Below are 19,609 nucleotides of genomic sequence, written 5' to 3'. Positions count from 1 at the left end.
TCGTCCCTTTCCTAGGGATGGGTGTGTTTTTTACTTTGAAAGGAGGTGCGGTAATATGAAACGATTTATAAGTACGGAAATAACCACCACCTGCATGACAAAAAAGCAGAGTAAGGTGATTTATAGATGTAACAATTAAACTTTTAGGAGGAGATTAGAAGATGAATAACGTTATAAATGTTGGGGTATTAGGTTTAGGTACGGTCGGAAGTGGTGTTGTTCATATTTTGAAAGAACATTATAAAAAAATCGCACTTGATACAGGATACGAAGTGAAAGTGAAAACAGTCGTTGTACGTGATTTGGAAAAAGAACGCGATGTTTGTATTGATGGAATTGCAGTAACAAGTCATGCAGATGAAGTTCTAAATGATTCAAATATTGATATTGTAGTAGAGGTAATGGGCGGAATTGAAGAAGCAAAACAGCATATTGTTAAGGCTTTACGAAATAAAAAACATGTCGTAACAGCAAATAAAGATTTAATGGCTGTATATGGTGCAGAGCTTCTTCAACTGGCGAACGATAATGATTGTGATTTATGTTACGAAGCGAGTGTAGCGGGCGGTATTCCAGTGTTAAGAGGACTAACTGATGGGTTAGCATCAGATCAAATTGAAAAAATAATGGGAATTGTAAATGGTACAACAAATTATATGTTAACAAAAATGAGTCAAAATGGATGGTCTTATGAAGAGGCTTTACAGGAAGCACAAAAATTAGGCTTTGCAGAATCGGATCCGACAGCAGATGTAGATGGACTAGATGCGGCGAGAAAAGTAGCAATTCTTGCAAACTTAGGTTTTTCGATGAATGTTTCATTAGATGATGTGCAAGTAAGAGGGATTCGAAAGGTCGAAAAAGAAGATTTACAAATGGCTGAAAAGTTAGGATTTACTATGAAGTTAATTGGTAAAGCTGAAAAACAAGGACCAGCCATTCATTTAAGTGTAGAACCGACGCTTTTACCGAGCCAGCATCCATTATCAAATGTGAATAATGAATTTAATGCGGTGTATGTTCATGGTCAAGCGGTAGGAGAAGTGATGTTTTATGGACCCGGAGCTGGGAAGTTACCGACTGGTTCTGCTGTAGTAAGTGATATTATTTCCATCGTTAAAAATATGAATCAAGTGCCGAAAAATAAAAGTGCGTTAAAAGAACCAGTTCCTTATGAATTACAAGGTGATGAAGAAGTAGTTTCGAAATATTTCTTGCGTATTTCATTACGAGATGAGCCTGGGATGTTACAAAAAATAACAGAATGTTTCGTTAATTACTCTGTAAGTTTAAAAGAAGTTATTCAATTACCTTTAAACCGTGAACTGGCAGAAGTTGTTGTTGTGACACATCGAACTTCCAAGTATCAATTCGAACGAGTTTTAGGAGCGATAGAAGCTGTCGCAAGTGAAATAAACAGTTACTACATTATTGAGGAGGAAAAACAATATGTATAAAGGACTATTGAAACAATATGCTTCTTATTTACCGGTGAATGAAAACACACCTGATGTCAGTTTAATGGAAGGAAATACACCTCTTATTCCGTTATTAAATATATCAAAGCAATTAGGGATTCAGCTATATGGTAAGTACGAAGGAGCGAATCCGACAGGTTCTTTTAAAGATCGTGGTATGGTGATGGCAGTTGCTAAGGCGAAAGAAGAAGGTTCAGAAGCAATCATTTGTGCATCAACAGGTAATACATCAGCATCAGCTGCAGCATATGCGGCACGTCTTGGGATGAAATGTATAATCGTAATCCCTGAAGGAAAGATTGCGCATGGAAAATTAGCGCAAGCGGTCGCTTATGGAGCTGAAATTATCTCAATAGAAGGGAATTTCGATGATGCACTTAAGGCTGTAAGAAATATTGCTGCAGAAGAGCCGATTACATTAGTAAATTCAGTGAATCCTTATCGAATTGAAGGACAAAAAACGGCAGCATTTGAAATTTGTGACCAATTGCAAAATGCACCAGATGTTCTAGCTATCCCTGTTGGGAACGCAGGGAATATTACAGCATATTGGAAAGGCTTCTGTGAATATGAGAAAGAAAAAGGTTATAAGAAGCCAAGAATTCATGGCTTTGAAGCAGAAGGAGCAGCGGCAATTGTAAAAGGGCATGTAATTGAAGAGCCTGAAACAATTGCAACAGCAATTCGCATTGGTAACCCAGCAAGTTGGTCGTATGCAGTAGAGGCTGCCGAGCAGTCTTGTGGTGAAATAGATATGGTATCAGATGAAGAAATTTTACATGCGTATAGGTTATTGGCAAAAACTGAAGGAGTTTTCGCTGAACCGGGATCAAATGCTTCATTAGCTGGCGTAATTAAACATGTTAAATCTGGAAAAATCAAAAAGGGAGAAACAGTTGTTGCAGTATTAACTGGAAATGGTTTGAAGGATCCTGATATCGCTATTTCTTCAAATCAACTAGACATCGCAAGTTTGTCAAATGATATAGAACAGATTAAAGATCATATTAAAGGGGTGATTATGTCGTGATACCATTAAGTGTTCGTGTCCCTGCTAGTACGGCAAATGTTGGTCCTGGATTTGATTCAGTTGGAATAGCTTTGTCATTGTATTTAGATGTGGTGGTTAAAGAAAAAGCTGATAAATGGCAAGTAATCCATTCCTTTGAAGAATCAATTCCGACAGACGATAAAAATTTAATCGTTAGCACGGCATGTAAAGTCTGTCCTTCTATATCACCCCATATAATAGAAGTTACTAGTAATATCCCATTAACAAGAGGGCTAGGAAGTAGTGCATCAGCGATTGTAGCTGGGATAGAACTTGCGAATCAACTAGGCAATTTGAACTTAACTGCTGATCAAAAAGTTCAAATTGCTACAAATTTTGAAGGACATCCTGATAATGTTGCTGCTTCTATATTAGGTGGAACTGTAATCGGAGCACTTGATGGAAAGGATATTTCCGTCGTAAGAATTGAGAGCAAGGAGTTAGGGGTAATTTCTCTTATTCCGAATGAAGAATTAAATACAGATGAAAGTCGATCTGTATTACCAAAGATGTTTCCGTTTCATGAGGCAGTTAAAGCTAGTGCGATAAGTAACGTATTAGTAGCTGCATTATGTCAAAAGCGGTGGGAAGTTGTAGGTGAAATGATGGAGAGAGACCATTTTCACGAGCCATATCGTTTAGAACTCGTACCGTTATTACCATCTATTCGTAAATGCGCAAAAGAATTTGGTGCGTACGGTACAGCACTTAGCGGTGCGGGACCATCTATTTTTATATTAACGCCATATGAGAAACGTCAAGAAATCGCTGAGCAATTAGCGAGAGTATTTACAGATATGAAAGTATGTGAGCTTGAAATCGACCATAAAGGTATTATTGTAAATAAGGAAGAGCATATTGGATCGTAAAGAAAGCTGGCATGGCTAGCTTTCTTTACGTTGCAAACCTATTTTAAATTAGGTTTTTTCGGAAAAAAATATAAAACAAATGTTGATTTTGAATAATGTAAGTAAAGAGTGCATTCATTTTGGAGGTGATTAAATGAATAAAGAGTCACCAGAAGAAAAAAGAGAGCGTATGAGACAAAATGAATTAAAAAGTAATCCTACGGGTTTCTTTACATGACGGACTCAATAGAGCGGAAACAGGTAGTCCAGTTGATATAGCAGGCGGTATGAATTGGAAAGGTACAGGGATAATCATTTTAGTACTACTTTTAGGATACATTGTATACACTTATTTTTTCAGTTAAAGAATGCTTGTTAAAATTTTGATTTGTTTAGTTTCATAATTGTTGAGAAAAAATGCAGTTACTGTATTACATATCTTCTAAGCAAGTTATAGTTGTTCATATCAACTTTTAATAATCCAAATAGAGCTAGCAAAATGCTAGCTCTATTATTTTTTGCCACATTCCTGTAACAAACCACCTGTATATTCATTGGTGGAGGTGCAGAGGATGAAAAAAATGATAGCGATATGTCTTCTAACAACTATGCCATTTTCGACTTTAGTCGGTTGTGACGTAAAAGGTAGTAATGCTGTACAAGAGTCTAAAATAAAGAAATCGACGTATAAAGATTTTACTTATGATGTAAATCCAGAAACATTCACATTAACTGTAGAACATGAGGGGGTAAAGGAACAGGCATCACGACCCCTATCGAAAATGAAGGTATCGAATGTAAAAAAAGAAAAGGATCGTACATCGTGGGAATATCCAGATCAAAAAGTAAAAATAAAATTAGAAAAGAAAAAAGACCACTTAAACATTGAAGTGGAATCGACTGGTGCAGAAAGCTTTACATGGCCGAAAGTAGAAGCTGAAAATTATACACTTCCATTATGGGAGGGTAAGCAAATTCCGAGCAATGATGAGAATTGGAAGAAGTTTTTAAAGGATGATGCATATTCATTTGCTGAATCATTTTCTATGAAGTTTTTCGCATTAAATGGTTCGAAATATTCAATTGTATATATTGCAAACAATATGTTTAATAATGAATTGAAGTTTCATTCGGATCCGAAAATAGGATTTGATTTTACACATGAATTTCCGAGCATAAATAAAAATAAAACATATGGATTTCAATTATATGTGACAAATAATGATGCGGTAAGCATTGCTAAACTGTATAAGGATGATATTGTTCGAAAAGGTGAATTTAAAACATTACAAGAAAAGGCTAGAAAAAATAAAGAAATCGAAAAGTTATATGGAGCGGCGCATTTTTATTTTTGGAATCAAAATGGTCTATCAGAAAATAATATAAATTGGCCAAAACTAAGGGAGCAAATAAATAGCCCGCTGTTTAGTCATATAAAAGAACTTATTCAAAAGAATAGTTCAGAGCCTGGGGAACTGAATGTATTAGATCAAGTAAGTAAACAAGATTTCATTGATAAGTATCAAAAAAATGTTATTTTACGTTATATAAACGAAGTATTATCCATGAAGGAATTTTATAAAGAGGATATTTTTCAAAACGTTGATCAGGAAGCTAGTGTGCTATTAAAGAAAGGTGTAGGTCACTTAACGAACACAGAATTGTATAGCTTAAATAAGCATTTATTAAAGTCGCTACTTGGTGATGCGGTTGAAGAGGTAAGTAAATGGGGTAATGCAGATGGAACGGACATACTAAAGGAAATGAAAGAGGTAGGAATAGAAAAAGCGTGGATTGGTCTGCCGAACTGGGAACAAGGATTTATGCAACCTAATTTCGTGACAAAAGCGAAGGAAATGGGGTATTTAGTTGGTCCGTATGATTCATATCATTCCATTCACGAAAAAAGTGATAAAAATTGGAACACAGCATCCTTTAATGACCCATCATTATATGAAGAGGCTACTGTAACGAAGAAAAACGGAGAAAAGGTGCAAGGCTTTTTAGGCAGAGGTCGCAAGTTAAACCCGACTTTATCGCTGCCTAGTGTAAAGGAACGCATGAATGATATATTACAAAATGGTCCTAAATATAATTCATGGTTTATTGATTGTGATGCGACAGGTGAAATTTACGATGACTATTCAGCGAAACATATAACGACACAAGAGCAAGATTTAAAAGCACGTTTAAAACGAATGGACTACATTGCGCAAGAAAAGGGTATGGTCGTTGGTTCTGAAGGTGGAAATGATTTTGCTAGTAGTACGATTGCATTTGCACACGGAATTGAAACACCTGTTATTAAATGGGACGATGAAGATATGCGGAAAAATAAAACAAGTCCGTATTATGTCGGTGGATATTGGTCACCAAATCAAAATGTGCCTGAAAAATATGCAAAACAAGTACCATTGAAAGAAGAATATAAACAAGTATATTTAAACCCAGTATATTCAGTACCATTATATAAATTAGTATACAATGATTCCGTTATTACAACGCATCATTGGGAATGGGGAAGTTTAAAGGTAAAAGATGAAGTTGGAAATCGAATGCTGTCTGAATTATTGTATAATGTTCCTCCGTTGTACCATTTAGATGAAGTAGAGTGGAATAAACATAAAAAAGAAATTACAGAGCATCTAAAAGTTTGGAATGAAGTTCATGAAAAAGCAGTAAAAGAAGAGATGACGAATTTTGCGTATTTGTCAGAAGATAAGCTAGTACAATCTGTTTCTTATGGAAAAAATATTAAAATCATTGTGAACTTCTCAAATGAAGACATGGAAGTAGAAAAGACGAAAATAAAAGCAAAGTCGGCTTACATTGATAATCAGGGGAAGAAAAGTGTGTATACGCCGTTTGAGAAATAATAAAGTTAAATATACTGTATTCATAGAGATTTTATAATTAGCTGGATTCTTTATTCATATCGTTTGTTAGGAAAAAGACATTCTAATTTAAAATGAAAGAGTTAATAAATTTGTAAATCCGCATGTTGCGAAGTGCTAAATTTTTGAAATTGGTAAATAGTGACTTGCCAAAAATAAGTACGAGAGTATAATGTGAAATGGAATACGTATTGGGTTTAAGTAGTAACCTTACAAAATTGTAAGGTTAGTGAAAGGAAATTCAATATGAAGATAAATAGACTTACATTATACTTGGTAAAGAGAAAGAGAGGCGAATGGGTATGAGCTCTGAATTAGAACAAAATACGAGAAGTAATAAAAAGCGTTCTAAAAGAAAGTCAATAAAATGGTTCATATTAATTCCATTTTTCCTACTTATTTTTGGAGGAGTAGGATATGGTTCGTTTATATATAATAAAGCAAAAGCTGTTGTAAATGATGCGTATGCGAAAATTGAAAAGTCATCAAAGCGTGATAAAGAAGTTGAACCTTTAAAGGATAATATTTCAATATTAATCATGGGTGTAGATGGAAGTGAAATGAGAAAAAGCCAATATGGCGAAGCAGTTCGAACAGATGCACTTTTATTAGCAACAATTAATAAAGATGATAAGTCTGTTAAGCTAGTAAGTATTCCACGTGATTCACGTGTTTATATTCCAACTAGAAAAAAATTAGATAAAATTACTCATGCTCACGTATTTGGTGGCGTAGAAAGCACACGCGATACGGTGGAAAGATTCTTAAATGTCCCTGTTGATTATTATGTGAAGTTTAACTTTGAATCATTCGTACAAATTGTCGATTCAATTGGTGGTATTGATATTGATGTACCAGTTACTTTCACTGAACAAGATAGTAAAGACCAAGCTGGTATGATCCATTTAGAAAAAGGTTACCAACATTTAAATGGAGAACAAGCACTTGCACTTGCAAGAACGCGTAAAATTGATAGTGACGCAATGCGTGGACAGAGACAGCAACTTGTAATAGAAGCAATTGCCAAAAAAGCGATGTCTGTTCAATCAATTAGCAAAATGGGCTCTTTACTAGATGCGGTTGATAAAAATATGAAAACGAACTTAACATTTGACGATATGCTTGCCATTACAAAAAATATGGCAGGATCTAATTTGGAAATGGAAAAATTGCAAATAGAAGGTACAGATAAACGTATCGGTGGTATTTATTATTACATTCCAAATGAAAAAAATGTAAAAGATATTTCAAAAAAATTAAATGATCATTTAGGTGTAACGCCAAAATCAGTCCGAAATGAATAATAAAAAAAGATTGGCTTTTGCCAATCTTTTTTTTGGGAATGTATTTGTAACTTTTCTGTAACGATTTTTTAGTTTAGAAAAATTATACTCATATGTATGAGTATAATGGATAGGTAAAAAAGTAAAAGGACATATTCAAAATTTGTGGTAAGGAAAGATATCATATGCAGAAATGGTTAAGCATGATGGGAATTATCTTTATATTGACTGGATGTAAAATGTCTGAAGCTCCAACAAGTCTAATGGAAGCTCCTACAAATGAAAAATGGATTAATGAATTAAAGGAACAAATTGATAAAGATTTACCTGTTAATTATCGCTTACTTACTCCAATGTCTAATAGAGATAAACAGACGACATGGTCAATGAATTTCGAGCGAGATAATAAAAAAGAAGCTGTCATCGTATATAAAATACCTAATGAAGATTATCATATATATTTAGCCGTATATGAGAAGAAAAATAATGGATGGAATATGAAGTCAACCTATACATTTGATGGGGAAGAAGTAGATATTGTTGAGGTAGGAGATTTCACAGGGAGTGGGGAAAGGGAACTATTGATAGGAATAACTACCAATCGTGATTTATTAGAAAACACAATGTATGTTTTTTCCGATGAGAGTGACGATATAAAGGAATTTTATAGACAGAAGTATACAAAGTTATTTATAGATGATTTAAACAAAAATGGTTTTAAAGACATAAGCCTTGTTTCGCATATGAAAGATGAACAGTTGAAGGTTCAGTTCATTGAAAAGTTTAAGGTATTGTCAGAGGTTACATTTGATCCGTATATAAATAGTATTCAAAGAATACAAATGGGTCGTATTTCTAAATCATTAAAGGCAGTTGTAATCGATGCGGGAACAGGGGCTCATTCAGGTATAACTTATGTAGCAAAATTTGATCAGGATCATTATGAAGTATTACCTATAGATGGGAAAGAAGATTTATTTAATGAATATGTTGTAGAAAGTAAAGATGTTAATGAAGACGGCATTATTGAATTTGTTCGTACTGTACGCCCAAAAGGTTGGGAAGATAAATCACATGGTGATAGTCCGCTTTTTGAACGTTACATACAGTGGAGTGAATCTGGAATTAAACCAATTGAAGAACGATATATAGATATAGAAAAAGGGTATTATGTGAAAATTCCTAAAGAGTTAATAGGGAAAATTACAATACCAGATCAGCAAAAAGAATCAAATTCTCAAAAGTTTTTGGATACAAGAACAAATAAAATATGGCTTGAAGTTCATATTTTTAAGCGGAAAGAATGGTTCAATATAAAAGGCTACAGCGCAGCAATTAAAACGGCTTCTCACGTATATGCAGTACCGAAGCAATCGGAATTTGAAAAAGTGAAAGCATATATAAAACCGCTAGCGGATTATCAACAAGAGTAGGAGGTGGGAATTATGTCAAAAATTTTAGTTTTAGAAGATGAATTAACGATCCGTAGCTTTATTGTTTTAAATTTAAAACGTGCTGGATTTTATGTAATAGAAGCTACTACTGGAGAAGAAGCGTTACAAATTTTGAGTGAACAAACTGTTGATATAGCACTGCTGGATGTAATGTTACCGGGGATTGATGGTTTAGAAGTTTGTAAGGCTATCAGGAAAGAAAATGAAAAAATGGGTATTATTATGTTAACCGCACGTGTACAAGATGAAGATAAGGTGCAAGGACTAGGAATAGGTGCAGATGATTATATTGCAAAACCGTTTAGTCCAGTAGTATTAACTGCACGTATACAGTCTTTATTAAGAAGAATAGAAGTACATGAAGAAAAAACGAATATTGTTACGTCAGGTCCATTTTCGTTAAATATTATAGAAGAAAGATTGTATAAAGATGGACAATTAGTCGATTTAACACCTACAGAGTATATGATATTACAGTATTTAATGAATCAGGCTTCAAAGCCAGTTTCGCGTGATGAAATTTTAAATATGATTTGGGGAACCAATTACGTAGGTGAGACGAAAGTAGTAGATGTAAATATGAGACGGTTACGTCAAAAGATAGAATGTAATCCATCAGAACCTGAATTTATTCTTACGGTGTGGGGAAAAGGATATGTGTGGAAGGAAAGTATAAGATGAAACGGAAAGTGACTTTATATTTTATGACGGTCATTACACTTATGCTTGTATTATTTGAAGTTGTATTTTCAGTCTCAATTTATCGATACTATTATAATGGTATTGTGCAATATATAGAGTCTCATGCGAAAACGAGTACACGTTTTTTTTCAGAATACAATTCACTATACTTTATTCGATTACAAGAATATAGTGGTGACATAATTAGTAGCTTTCAATTAGAAGGAACAGAATTACAGTTAATTGATCGTCACGGCTCGGTTATACAATCTTCAAGTGGTGAAAAGGTAAAAGGTAAAGTGAATATTCCACAATCATTATTAGAAGGTGAAATGTATAATCAAGTTACTACGAAAGGTAATAAAAAACAACTAGAGGTGCTAAGCCCACTTATACATCAAGGACAAACTATTGGTGTTTTAAAATATACGACTGTTTTAACAAATGTAAATAAAAAGATTATTGAAATTATTACGTTTACTATTTCTGTAGGTATTGTTATTTCGGGAGTCGCCTTCTTAATTAGTAGACGTTTGGCAAATTCATTTGTTGAGCCAATTGAATCCATTATTCAAGCCTCTTCACAAATTGCAGAAGGCACATTAAAGCAAAAAATTAAAGAAGATTATCCTGGAGAATTAGGTGAATTGGCACATAGTTTAAATTATATGGCCTATAAAATAGATAAGGCTGAGCAGATGAAAAATGAATTCATTGCTTCTATTTCGCACGAAATACGAACGCCTTTAACAGGAATTAAAGGTTGGAGTGAGACGTTAAAAACAGTAGATCATTTAACAGAAGAAGAAATAAAGCAAGGTATGGGCATTATTTCAGGTGAGACAGATAGATTGATTCATTTAGTAGAAGAATTGCTAGATTTTTCAAGATTACAATCAAATCATTTTAATTTATATAAACAAAAGGTGCAGTTGTACGATATACTAGAGGAGACGATTTGGCAATTAACTCCTAAATCGGAAGAGAAGGAAATTCAATTTATTACTACTATAGACCGAATTGAATTGATGGGAGATCGAAATAGGTTAAAGCAAGTTTTCTTGAATATTGTTCAAAATGCAATTAAGTATTCACATAAAAAAAGTACAATACACATTGAAGCGACTAAAATAGAAGGACAAGCAGTGATTAAGGTAAGAGACGAAGGGATTGGAATTGCTAAAGAACATTTACCATATATTGAGCAATCATTTTACCAAATTAATAATCATGCTGCAGGTGCAGGTATTGGTTTAGCTATCGTTAAAAAAATGGTAGAGCTTCATGGCGGTGTGCTTAGTGTTACAAGCAAAGAAGGAATAGGAACAACAATTTTGATAAAACTCCCATTATAATACAAATAAAATCTATTTATATGGTGAAATAAAAATAAATAGATGTATAATTATATTGGGCGATTTATATATAAGATTAATAGGGAGAGGAATTCGATAGAATGGAAAAAGCTTTAAAAATTAAACAAATAGTAGTCGTTTTAATAGCGATTGCCGCAGTAGCTATTGGGTATTACATGTTTCAATCAATTACTTCACCAGCAAAAGCTGTTGCGAAACAAGAAAATGTAGTGCAGCTTGCAAGTGAACAGCCGAAAGTTGAAATGAATAAAACGGCACCAAGTCGTTTTAATGGAAAAGAAAGAAAAGTTGCTTATCTTACATTTGACGATGGGCCAGGGAAATATACGGCTGAATTATTAAATACGCTAAAACAACATGATGCGAAGGCGACGTTCTTTTTAATTGGAGCGAATGTAAAAGAATTTCCTGATTTAGTGAAACGTGAAAATGCTGAGGGTCATTATGTAGGCATGCATAGTATGACACATAATTTCGCAAAGTTATATAAAAATGGCGAGTATGTAAATGAGATGAAAGAAGATCAAGGTTTAATCGCTAATATTATTGGGAAATCACCTAAATTAACACGTCCTCCATATGGTTCGATGCCTGGATTGAATGAAGGTCTCCGAAATAAAGTGGTAGAAGGCGGATTTAAAGTATGGGATTGGACAATTGATTCATTAGATTGGAGATACAATAAAATGCCAGTTGATGCAGCTGCAGCACAAATTGCTCAAAACGTATTAACAAACGCAACAAAACCACAAGAAGTAATTTTAATGCATGATATTCACCCGCAATCAGTTGCTGCTGTGCCAGCAATTTTAAAGGGGCTAAAAGAAAAAGGTTATGAGTTTGAAGCTTATCATGAAGAGAGTCACTTCCCAGTGAACTTCTGGCATGATAACCGTATGTAATGGAGGAATGAACGTTGAAGTATGGAAAAGTAGCAGTAGTTGGAGCATTATCAGTAGGACTTTTAACAGGTTGTTTCGGTGAAAAGCCAGAAGAAAATCTATATACAGCTTTTGAAACAGCAGCAACACAAGAAAAATCTTTAGTGGATGAAGCAAAAAAATTAGAGCAGTTAGAGAAACAAGGGCAAGAATTATATGCTCAAATTTTGCAAGAAGGTAAAGATCATAATGAAGCAGTTGTGAAGAAAATAGAGCAAGCTACTGCAAATGTAGATGATCGTGAAAAAGTATTGAAAAGTGAGAAAGAAATGCTAGAAAAAGCACAGAAGGAAACGAAATCTGTTCAAAGTAATATAGAGAAGATTGAAGATAAGAAGTTACAAAAACAAGCAAAAGCAGTAGAAGAGTCGTATAAGAATCGTTATGATGCATTCCAAAAGATGAATGAAAATTACACGAAAGTGTTAGCGACTGAAAAAGAACTGTATGAAAAATTAAAAGTAAAAGAAACGAAATTAAAAGAAATCGGTGAAAAAGTTAAAACTGTTAATGAATTAAATGTGGAAGCACAAAAGTCGAAAGAGCAGTTTAACAAATTTACAAAAGAGTATAATGACAGTAAATTAGCATTCTACAAAGGTGCAGAAATTAAGATTAAAGATCAGAAATAAAGAAGAATCTAAAGTGTAATAAAAAGCCGGAGAAACATCGTTATAAATGTTTTTTCGGTTTTTTACGTTAAATGAATAGAAAAGACTGGAATTGATATCATAAAAGAGTTATAGTGAGTTATTCTAAGGGAAACATTGTAAAGTAAGGAGAATAGGAATATGTCATATGAATTTTTACTCAAATTAGGTTTAGCACTCTTTTTAGGATTATTCATCGGGATAGATAGGCAGCTAAAGAATAAACCACTTGGTGTGAAAACAAGTATGGTTATTTCTGTAGCAAGTTGTTTAATTACGATGGTTTCAATTGAATCTGTGCATGTATATTCTGTTCCAGGACATACAAATATGGATCCGATGCGACTGGCCGCTCAAATTGTTAGTGGAATTGGTTTTCTTGGCGCAGGTGTCATTTTACGAAGAAGTAATGACGTTATTTCTGGATTAACAACAGCTTCTATGGTGTGGGCTGCTTCAGCTTTAGGAATCGCAATTGGTGCGGGATTTTATTTACAAGCGACAGTTGCTATGGTTTTAATTATTTTAGCGATTAATGTACTTCCGCAACTTGTGAAAATTGCAGGACCGTATTCATTAAGACAAAAGGATTTATCTATAAAAATTACTGTTAAAGAGCATCATGAGTTAGATGGTATATTTAAGCAAATTAAAAATTTAGGCATGCATGTGAAACGCGTGAAAATTAAAGATATAGATAGTGGAGCATTTCAGCAACTAGAGATGGTTATTTTAGCTCCAGAAGATTTATATACAACAGAATTATATAGTTCCCTGAAAGAGATTGATCGAGTAGTTTCAGTTGAAGTGGAAAGTAGATAATTGTGATAAAAAAGAGTGAAGTGAATTCACTCTTTTTTATTTGGATTTTTAAGGAATGAAATTGATATAATGATGAGTAATAAAGGGGGAGAAATGATGGGAATACATATTAGAAGAGCAATAAAGGATGATATACAAGGTATAGCAAAGGTGCATGTCGATAGTTGGAAAGCAACGTATAAAGGGATATTTGCTGACGAAATTCTAGATAATATAGCATATGAGAAACGAGAAAAACAATGGGAAGATATTTTTCAAAAAGAGGGTAATCATCAATTTAGATTTGTAGCAGAGAATTTAAATGGAGAAATAGTTGGATTCATCGATGGGGGAGTAGAAAGAACTGGTACATATAATTGTGATGGAGAATTATATGCAATCTACCTTTTACAAGAGTATCAAGGAATGAAAATAGGACAAAAGTTATTTCAAGCTTTATTATCGGATTGTATAAATAATGATATGCAATCACTTTTAGTTTGGGTTGTTACGAATAATCCTTCTAAAAAGTTTTATGAAAAATTTAACCCAGAAAAAATTGATACAAAATTTTTAGAGCGATTACAGGTAGAAGAGACAGCATATTGCTGGAGAGATATAAATAATATTATTATGTAAATTTTATGTTTGAAAGAGGTATACCAATTAAGGTATACCTCTTTTGTTTAAACATTTTGGATAGATTACTAATGAAAAATAGTAAGTATGTAGTTTGAAACTGAGTATTTTTTTGTGTATTTTTAACTAGATTAAAGAAAAGAGGGAAAACAATAAAAATTAAAGCAGATAAAAAAATTCTGAAATATACTATTGAATTGAATATCATTATCAATTAGAATCATAGTTGATAACGATATTCAATTATCAATTGTAATATGAAATTCTCATAGCGTTAATATAAAGAGGAGGACCAACATGCAGCATGCGAAACAAATCGCAGAACATGCAACATTACAAAGCTTTTTAAACTGTTATTTAAGAGAAACAGGGAGTGGAGAATGGATTACAGAGGATGAAAGAATGAAGAGTATCTTCAGTAATACGTTGAATAGAGATACAGTCCCCACATATTTATGTTGTCGGCTATCGGCACAGAACGTTACTTTGTATGGAGAAGTTATATATAAATCATCAACAGATCGCCATTTGTTTGGAGAACAATTTTATTATCAAATTGGAGATAGTCATTCTGTTATTACAGCAGATTATGTTACAGTTATTACATTTTTAATAAAAGAGATGTCTATCAACTACGGAGAAGGAACGAATCCTGCGGAACTTATGCTTCGAGTCATCCGTAGTTGTCAAAATATTGAGGAATTTACAAAAGAGAGAATAGAAGATACATCCGCATTATACGGTTTTCATACAACTTTTATAGAAGCGGAGCAGTCTTTATTATTTGGGCATTTAACTCATCCTACACCAAAGAGTAGACAGGGGATATTGGATTGGAAAAGTGCAATGTATTCTCCAGAATTAAAAGGAGAATGTCAGCTTCATTATTTTCGGGCACATAAAAGTATAGTAAATGAAAAATCATTATTATCAGATTCTACAACAATGATTATAAAAGAAGAATTAAGTAATGATGAGATGGTTAGTAAAGAATTTATAACGAAGTACTGTAAGGAAGATCAATATGCATTAATTCCAATTCATCCGCTTCAGGCAGAATGGCTCTTGCATCAAGCTTACGTACAAGATTGGATAGTTCAAGAATTGCTTGAGTATATTGGTCCTGTAGGTAAGTATTATATGGCAACATCATCACTAAGGACGCTATATCATCCCAATTCGAAGTATATGCTTAAGTTTTCATTTCCGGTGAAAGTAACGAATTCAATGCGTATTAATAAACTGAAAGAACTTGAGAGTGGTCTTGAAGGGAAGGAAATGTTAAATACGGCTATTGGTGAAGTACGAGAAAGATTTCCAGGATTTGATTTTATTTGTGATCCAGCCTTTATTACATTAAATTATGGAACACAAGAATCTGGATTTGAAGTGATTATTCGTGAGAATCCTTTTTATAGTGAACATGCAAACGACGCAACATTAATTGCTGGGCTAGTTCAAGACGCTATACCTGGGGAGCATACGCGGTTATCGAATATTATTCATCGCCTAGCAGATTTAGAAAGTAAAAGCTGTGAAGAAGTAAGCTTAGAGTGGTTTAGACGATATATGAATATTTCTTTAAAGCCAATGGTATGGATGTATTTACAGTATGGTGTTGCATTAGAAGCTCATCAGCAAAATAGCGTTGTTCAGCTAAAAGATGGTTATCCGGTCAAATATTATTTCCGTGATAATCAAGGATTTTATTTCTGTAATTCAATGAAAGAAAAGCTTAATAATGAATTAGCTGGTATTGGAGAACGTACTGGAAATTTATATGACGACTATATTGTGGATGAGAGATTTCGTTACTACTTAATTTTCAATCATATGTTTGGCCTCATTAATGGTTTTGGCACAGCAGGATTAATTAAGGAGGAAATTCTTCTCTCGGAATTAAGGTCTGTACTTGAATCATTCCTTCCGTATAACCGGGAACCTTCAACATTTTTAAGAGAATTATTGGACGAAGATAAGTTAGCGTGTAAAGCAAATTTACTAACGAGATTTTTCGATGTCGATGAGTTAAGTAATCCATTAGAGCAAGCAATTTATGTGCAAGTACATAATCCGCTCGTTAGAGAAGTGGCTGTTCGTTCATAAATAGCGTTAAAATTTCACGTAATACAAATAATGGTATTTTGTCATAAGGTGGAGGGTTTTATGAGAGTGGACATGTATCATACGAAAGTATTGAAGGCGCTCGAATCAGAAGATTACATTTCAGTACGAAGAAGAGTGCTACGTCAATTAGTAGAATCGTTAATTTATGAGGGGATTATTACACCGGTTCGCATAGAAAAAGAAGAACAAATTCTTTTTATAATACAAGGACTTGATGAAGAAGACAAAAGTGTCACGTACAAATGCTATGGCAGGGAACGGATGACATTTGGACGTATTTCGTTAGACTCATTAATAGTAAGAGTCCAAGATGAACAGCAAGAAATACAGTCTGTCTCGCAATTTCTAGAAGAAGTTTTTCGGGTTACTAGTGTAGAACAAGCTAAATTAGATTCTTTTATGCACGAATTAGAACAAACAATATTTAAAGACACGATTGCACAATATGAAAGAAATAATAAGAGAGAATATACTCAAAAATCTTACGATGAGTTTGAAAGCCAATTAATAGATGGCCATCCATATCATCCTAGTTATAAAGCACGTGTTGGATTTCAATATCGTGACAATTTTCAATATGGTTATGAATTTATGCAGCCAATAAAACTCATATGGATTGCAGCACATAAGAATTATGCGACTGTAGGTTATGAGAATGAAGTGATGTATAACAACCTTTTAAAAGAGGAGATTGGCGATCGTAAATTAGAAGAGTTTATGGAACGAATTCGTAATAAGGGATGTAATCCAAAACAGTACGTGTTTATACCTGTTCACCCATGGCAGTGGGAGAATTTCATCATTTTAAATTATGCGGATCATATACAGGGTAAATTTATTATTTATTTAGGAACATCAGAGGACGATTATTGCGCGCAACAGTCAATGAGAACGTTAAGAAATATTACGAGTCCAAAGAAACCGTACGTTAAATTATCGATGAATTTACTCAACACTTCAACACTTCGTACGCTGAAACCATACTCTGTTGTAAGTGCACCAGTAATATCAAATTGGTTAAATGATGTTGTAAGTAATGACGCCTATTTAATGGATGAAGCACGTTTAATCTTGTTAAGTGAGTTTTCAAGTGTAACGTATGACACGAATAAGAAAGCTATATATGGTTCATTAGGATGTATTTGGCGCGAAAGCGTTCACAAGTATTTAGATGCACAAGAGGATGCAATTCCTTTTAATGGTTTATACGCTAAAGAGAAAGATGGTACACCAATTATTGATGCGTGGTTGAATAAATATGGAATGAAGGATTGGCTACAATTACTTATTCAAAAAGCGATAATACCAGTTATACATCTTGTTGTAGAGCATGGCATCGCACTGGAATCACATGGACAAAATATGATTCTAGTCCATAAAGAAGGGGTGCCTGTTCGTATTGCGTTAAAGGATTTTCATGAAGGGCTTGAGTTTTATCGTCCATATTTGAAAGAAGTTGACAAATGTCCCGACTTTACTAAAATGCATAAAACATATGCGAATGGAAAAATGAATGATTTCTTTGAAATGGATCGCATTGAATGTTTGCAAGAGATGGTGTTAGATGCACTATTTCTGTTTAATTTAGGAGAATTAGCATTCGTACTTGCGGATGAGTATGGATTGAGAGAAGAACATTTTTGGATGATGGTTGTTGAAGAAATTGAAAATCATTTAAGAATATATCCACATTTGAAAGGTAGATTTGAAAATATTCAATTATATGCACCTACATTCTATGCTGAACAATTAACGAAACGTCGATTATATATGGATGTGGAATCGCTTGTTCATGAAGTTCCAAATCCATTGTATAGAGTAAGACAACTTATGAAACAAAAATCAGCTGTTACAGGGGGAAATTATGCTAATCGTTAATAAACAAGAGTATAGCAAAAGTGATTTTGAATTGAGATTACAAGTTTATGAGGAAATGGAACAATTTCAAAAAGCAGAAGGAAATAGATTTGCACTTTGTCTGAAAGATCCATTCGATATTATTACGCTTGTGTTTTTCTTAAAAGAAAAGAAATCATCAGTATTACTTATACATGAAGATACGCCAAAAGAAACGGCTATTGAAATGGCAAAGCGTGCAAATTGTGTAGGGATTTTATATGGAGAATATGGCGATTTTACAAAATTAGAAGTAGGGAACTTTTTACTAGAAGAGCCTTCTTTATTGCAATATAGTTCGGGAACTACGGGAGAACCGAAACTGATTCGTAGAGCATGGACGGAAGTTGATACAGAAATTACTGCCTATAATGAAGCTTTAAACTGTGAAGTAGATGAAGTGCCAATCGTTATGGCTCCTGTTTCACATTCATACGGACTAATATGTGGTACGTTATCAGCAATTACGAGGGGGAGCAAGCCTGTAATCATTACGAACAAAAATCCTAAATTCGCATTAAATATAGTTCGCAATACAGAAAAACATATTATATATGCAGTACCACTTATGTTACACATTATGGGGAGTTTTCCATTAGGAACGTTCCAGTTTCATAAAATTATGACATCAGGATCGCCTTTGCCAGAAGCACTATTTTATAAACTAAAAAAAATGACAACATATATGATGCAGCAATACGGTTGTTCTGAAGCAGGTTGTATTAGTATATGTCATGATATGAAAAGCCATTTAGATTTAGGAAACCCTCTACCTCATGCAAGTATAAGCATAGGTTCAGATGAAAATGCACCGGAAGAAATCGTCGTGAAAATGAATGATAAGGAAATTTTCACGAAGGATTTAGGGTATAAATCTGAGCGTGGCATTCATTTTATGGGGCGTATGGACGATGTAATTAATGTCTCAGGATTAAAAGTCTTTCCTATAGAGGTAGAAGAAACGATGCTTCGATTGGAAGGTGTGCAAGAGGCAATTGTATATCGGGGGAAACATCCTGTGATGGGCGAAATAGTTAAAGCGAAAGTGATCTCTCATGTTGATCCAGTGAAAATAAGAGAATGGTGTATTCAGCACTTACCTTCTTATAAAGTTCCGCATGAAATTGAAAGTGTAAATGAAATTCCTAAAAATAAAACTGGAAAAGTAAGTAGAAAGTTACTAGAGATGGGAGAGGTTACAACATGAGACGGGAAGCGTTAAAGAATGCCGTGTTAAAAATTATGATAGAAAAAATGGAACTGAAAAATGTAACGCATTTAGAAGAAACGATGCGCTTAAATCAAGATTTATATATAGATTCGGTCATGATGTTACAGCTTATTGTATACATAGAAATGGATGTAAAGCTATGCGTTCCAGAGGATGAGGTAGATCCAAAGGCATTTCTTACTGTAGGATCTTTGCTTGATTTTATGGAGGAGTTAGAGCCGTTACAGGAAGTAAATGTGAATAACTAACCTTTAGGAAA

16 protein-coding genes and 1 pseudogene are annotated in these 19,609 nt (G+C 33.7%); all 17 read left to right on the top strand.

What is annotated here, in order from left to right:
• Nucleotides 1-161: 161 nt before the first annotated feature.
• The 17 genes and pseudogenes from DN401_RS24415 (at nt 162) to asbD (ending at nt 19,598) form a co-directional block, all read left to right on the top strand.
• On the top strand, nt 162-1,457 hold the full coding sequence (locus DN401_RS24415) for a homoserine dehydrogenase (RefSeq protein ID WP_001066902.1): 1,296 nt from the start codon (nt 162-164) through the stop codon (nt 1,455-1,457).
• A complete protein-coding gene (thrC, locus tag DN401_RS24410) occupies nt 1,450-2,508 on the top strand; it encodes a threonine synthase (protein WP_000276434.1) in 1,059 nt (352 codons plus the stop codon). The genes DN401_RS24415 and thrC overlap by 8 nt, the downstream gene beginning before the upstream one ends.
• A complete protein-coding gene (thrB, locus tag DN401_RS24405; protein ID WP_000612682.1) occupies nt 2,505-3,398 on the top strand; it encodes a homoserine kinase in 894 nt (297 codons plus the stop codon). The genes thrC and thrB overlap by 4 nt, the downstream gene beginning before the upstream one ends.
• Before the next feature lie 133 nt (nt 3,399-3,531).
• Nucleotides 3,532-3,742 (top strand): annotated as a pseudogene (locus tag DN401_RS24400) (DUF6366 family protein).
• Nucleotides 3,743-3,949: 207 nt separating this feature from the next.
• Nucleotides 3,950-6,253, top strand: a complete 2,304-nt coding sequence (locus DN401_RS24395) for a glycoside hydrolase (RefSeq protein ID WP_000738111.1) — start codon at nt 3,950-3,952, stop codon at nt 6,251-6,253.
• 320 nt (nt 6,254-6,573) lie between these two features.
• Nucleotides 6,574-7,575 (top strand): LCP family protein, encoded by a 1,002-nt coding sequence (locus DN401_RS24390; protein ID WP_002182662.1) that lies wholly within the window; start codon nt 6,574-6,576, stop codon nt 7,573-7,575.
• Between the two features lie 164 nt (nt 7,576-7,739).
• Nucleotides 7,740-8,987 (top strand): hypothetical protein, encoded by a 1,248-nt coding sequence (locus DN401_RS24385; protein ID WP_149287994.1) that lies wholly within the window; start codon nt 7,740-7,742, stop codon nt 8,985-8,987.
• A 12-nt stretch (nt 8,988-8,999) separates the two neighbouring features.
• A complete protein-coding gene (locus DN401_RS24380) occupies nt 9,000-9,689 on the top strand; it encodes a response regulator transcription factor (protein WP_000036068.1) in 690 nt (229 codons plus the stop codon).
• A complete protein-coding gene (locus DN401_RS24375; RefSeq protein ID WP_000824536.1) occupies nt 9,686-11,044 on the top strand; it encodes a sensor histidine kinase in 1,359 nt (452 codons plus the stop codon). The genes DN401_RS24380 and DN401_RS24375 overlap by 4 nt, the downstream gene beginning before the upstream one ends.
• A gap of 101 nt (nt 11,045-11,145) precedes the next feature.
• The gene (locus DN401_RS24370; RefSeq protein ID WP_000409484.1) at nt 11,146-11,967 is read left to right on the top strand and encodes a peptidoglycan-N-acetylglucosamine deacetylase; all 822 of its coding nucleotides are present in this window, start codon (nt 11,146-11,148) and stop codon (nt 11,965-11,967) included.
• A 14-nt stretch (nt 11,968-11,981) separates the two neighbouring features.
• Nucleotides 11,982-12,638 carry a YkyA family protein gene (locus DN401_RS24365; RefSeq protein ID WP_000873566.1) on the top strand — a complete coding sequence of 219 codons (657 nt, stop codon included), beginning with the start codon at nt 11,982-11,984 and terminating at the stop codon, nt 12,636-12,638.
• 159 nt (nt 12,639-12,797) lie between these two features.
• Nucleotides 12,798-13,478, top strand: coding sequence for an MgtC/SapB family protein (locus DN401_RS24360; RefSeq protein ID WP_000119510.1), 681 nt, complete (start codon nt 12,798-12,800; stop codon nt 13,476-13,478).
• Between the two features lie 96 nt (nt 13,479-13,574).
• A complete protein-coding gene (locus DN401_RS24355; protein ID WP_000511208.1) occupies nt 13,575-14,096 on the top strand; it encodes a GNAT family N-acetyltransferase in 522 nt (173 codons plus the stop codon).
• Between the two features lie 297 nt (nt 14,097-14,393).
• Complete coding sequence (locus DN401_RS24350) at nt 14,394-16,202, top strand: IucA/IucC family protein (protein ID WP_001163346.1); 1,809 nt, start codon at nt 14,394-14,396, stop codon at nt 16,200-16,202.
• Between the two features lie 60 nt (nt 16,203-16,262).
• Nucleotides 16,263-18,101, top strand: a complete 1,839-nt coding sequence (locus DN401_RS24345) for an IucA/IucC family protein (protein ID WP_001261822.1) — start codon at nt 16,263-16,265, stop codon at nt 18,099-18,101.
• Nucleotides 18,088-19,326: an AMP-binding protein gene (locus DN401_RS24340; protein WP_000909573.1), complete on the top strand. Its 1,239-nt coding sequence runs from the start codon at nt 18,088-18,090 to the stop codon at nt 19,324-19,326. Before DN401_RS24345 ends, DN401_RS24340 begins: the two co-directional genes overlap by 14 nt.
• A complete protein-coding gene (asbD, locus tag DN401_RS24335; RefSeq protein ID WP_001250560.1) occupies nt 19,323-19,598 on the top strand; it encodes a petrobactin biosynthesis protein AsbD in 276 nt (91 codons plus the stop codon). The genes DN401_RS24340 and asbD overlap by 4 nt, the downstream gene beginning before the upstream one ends.
• Nucleotides 19,599-19,609 lie beyond the last annotated feature (11 nt).

Origin of the sequence: Bacillus sp. BF2-3 (assembly GCF_008368795.1) — a bacterium.
Lineage (GTDB): Bacteria > Bacillota > Bacilli > Bacillales > Bacillaceae_G > Bacillus_A > Bacillus_A cereus.
This window is presented reverse-complemented; position numbering and strand designations above follow the sequence as displayed.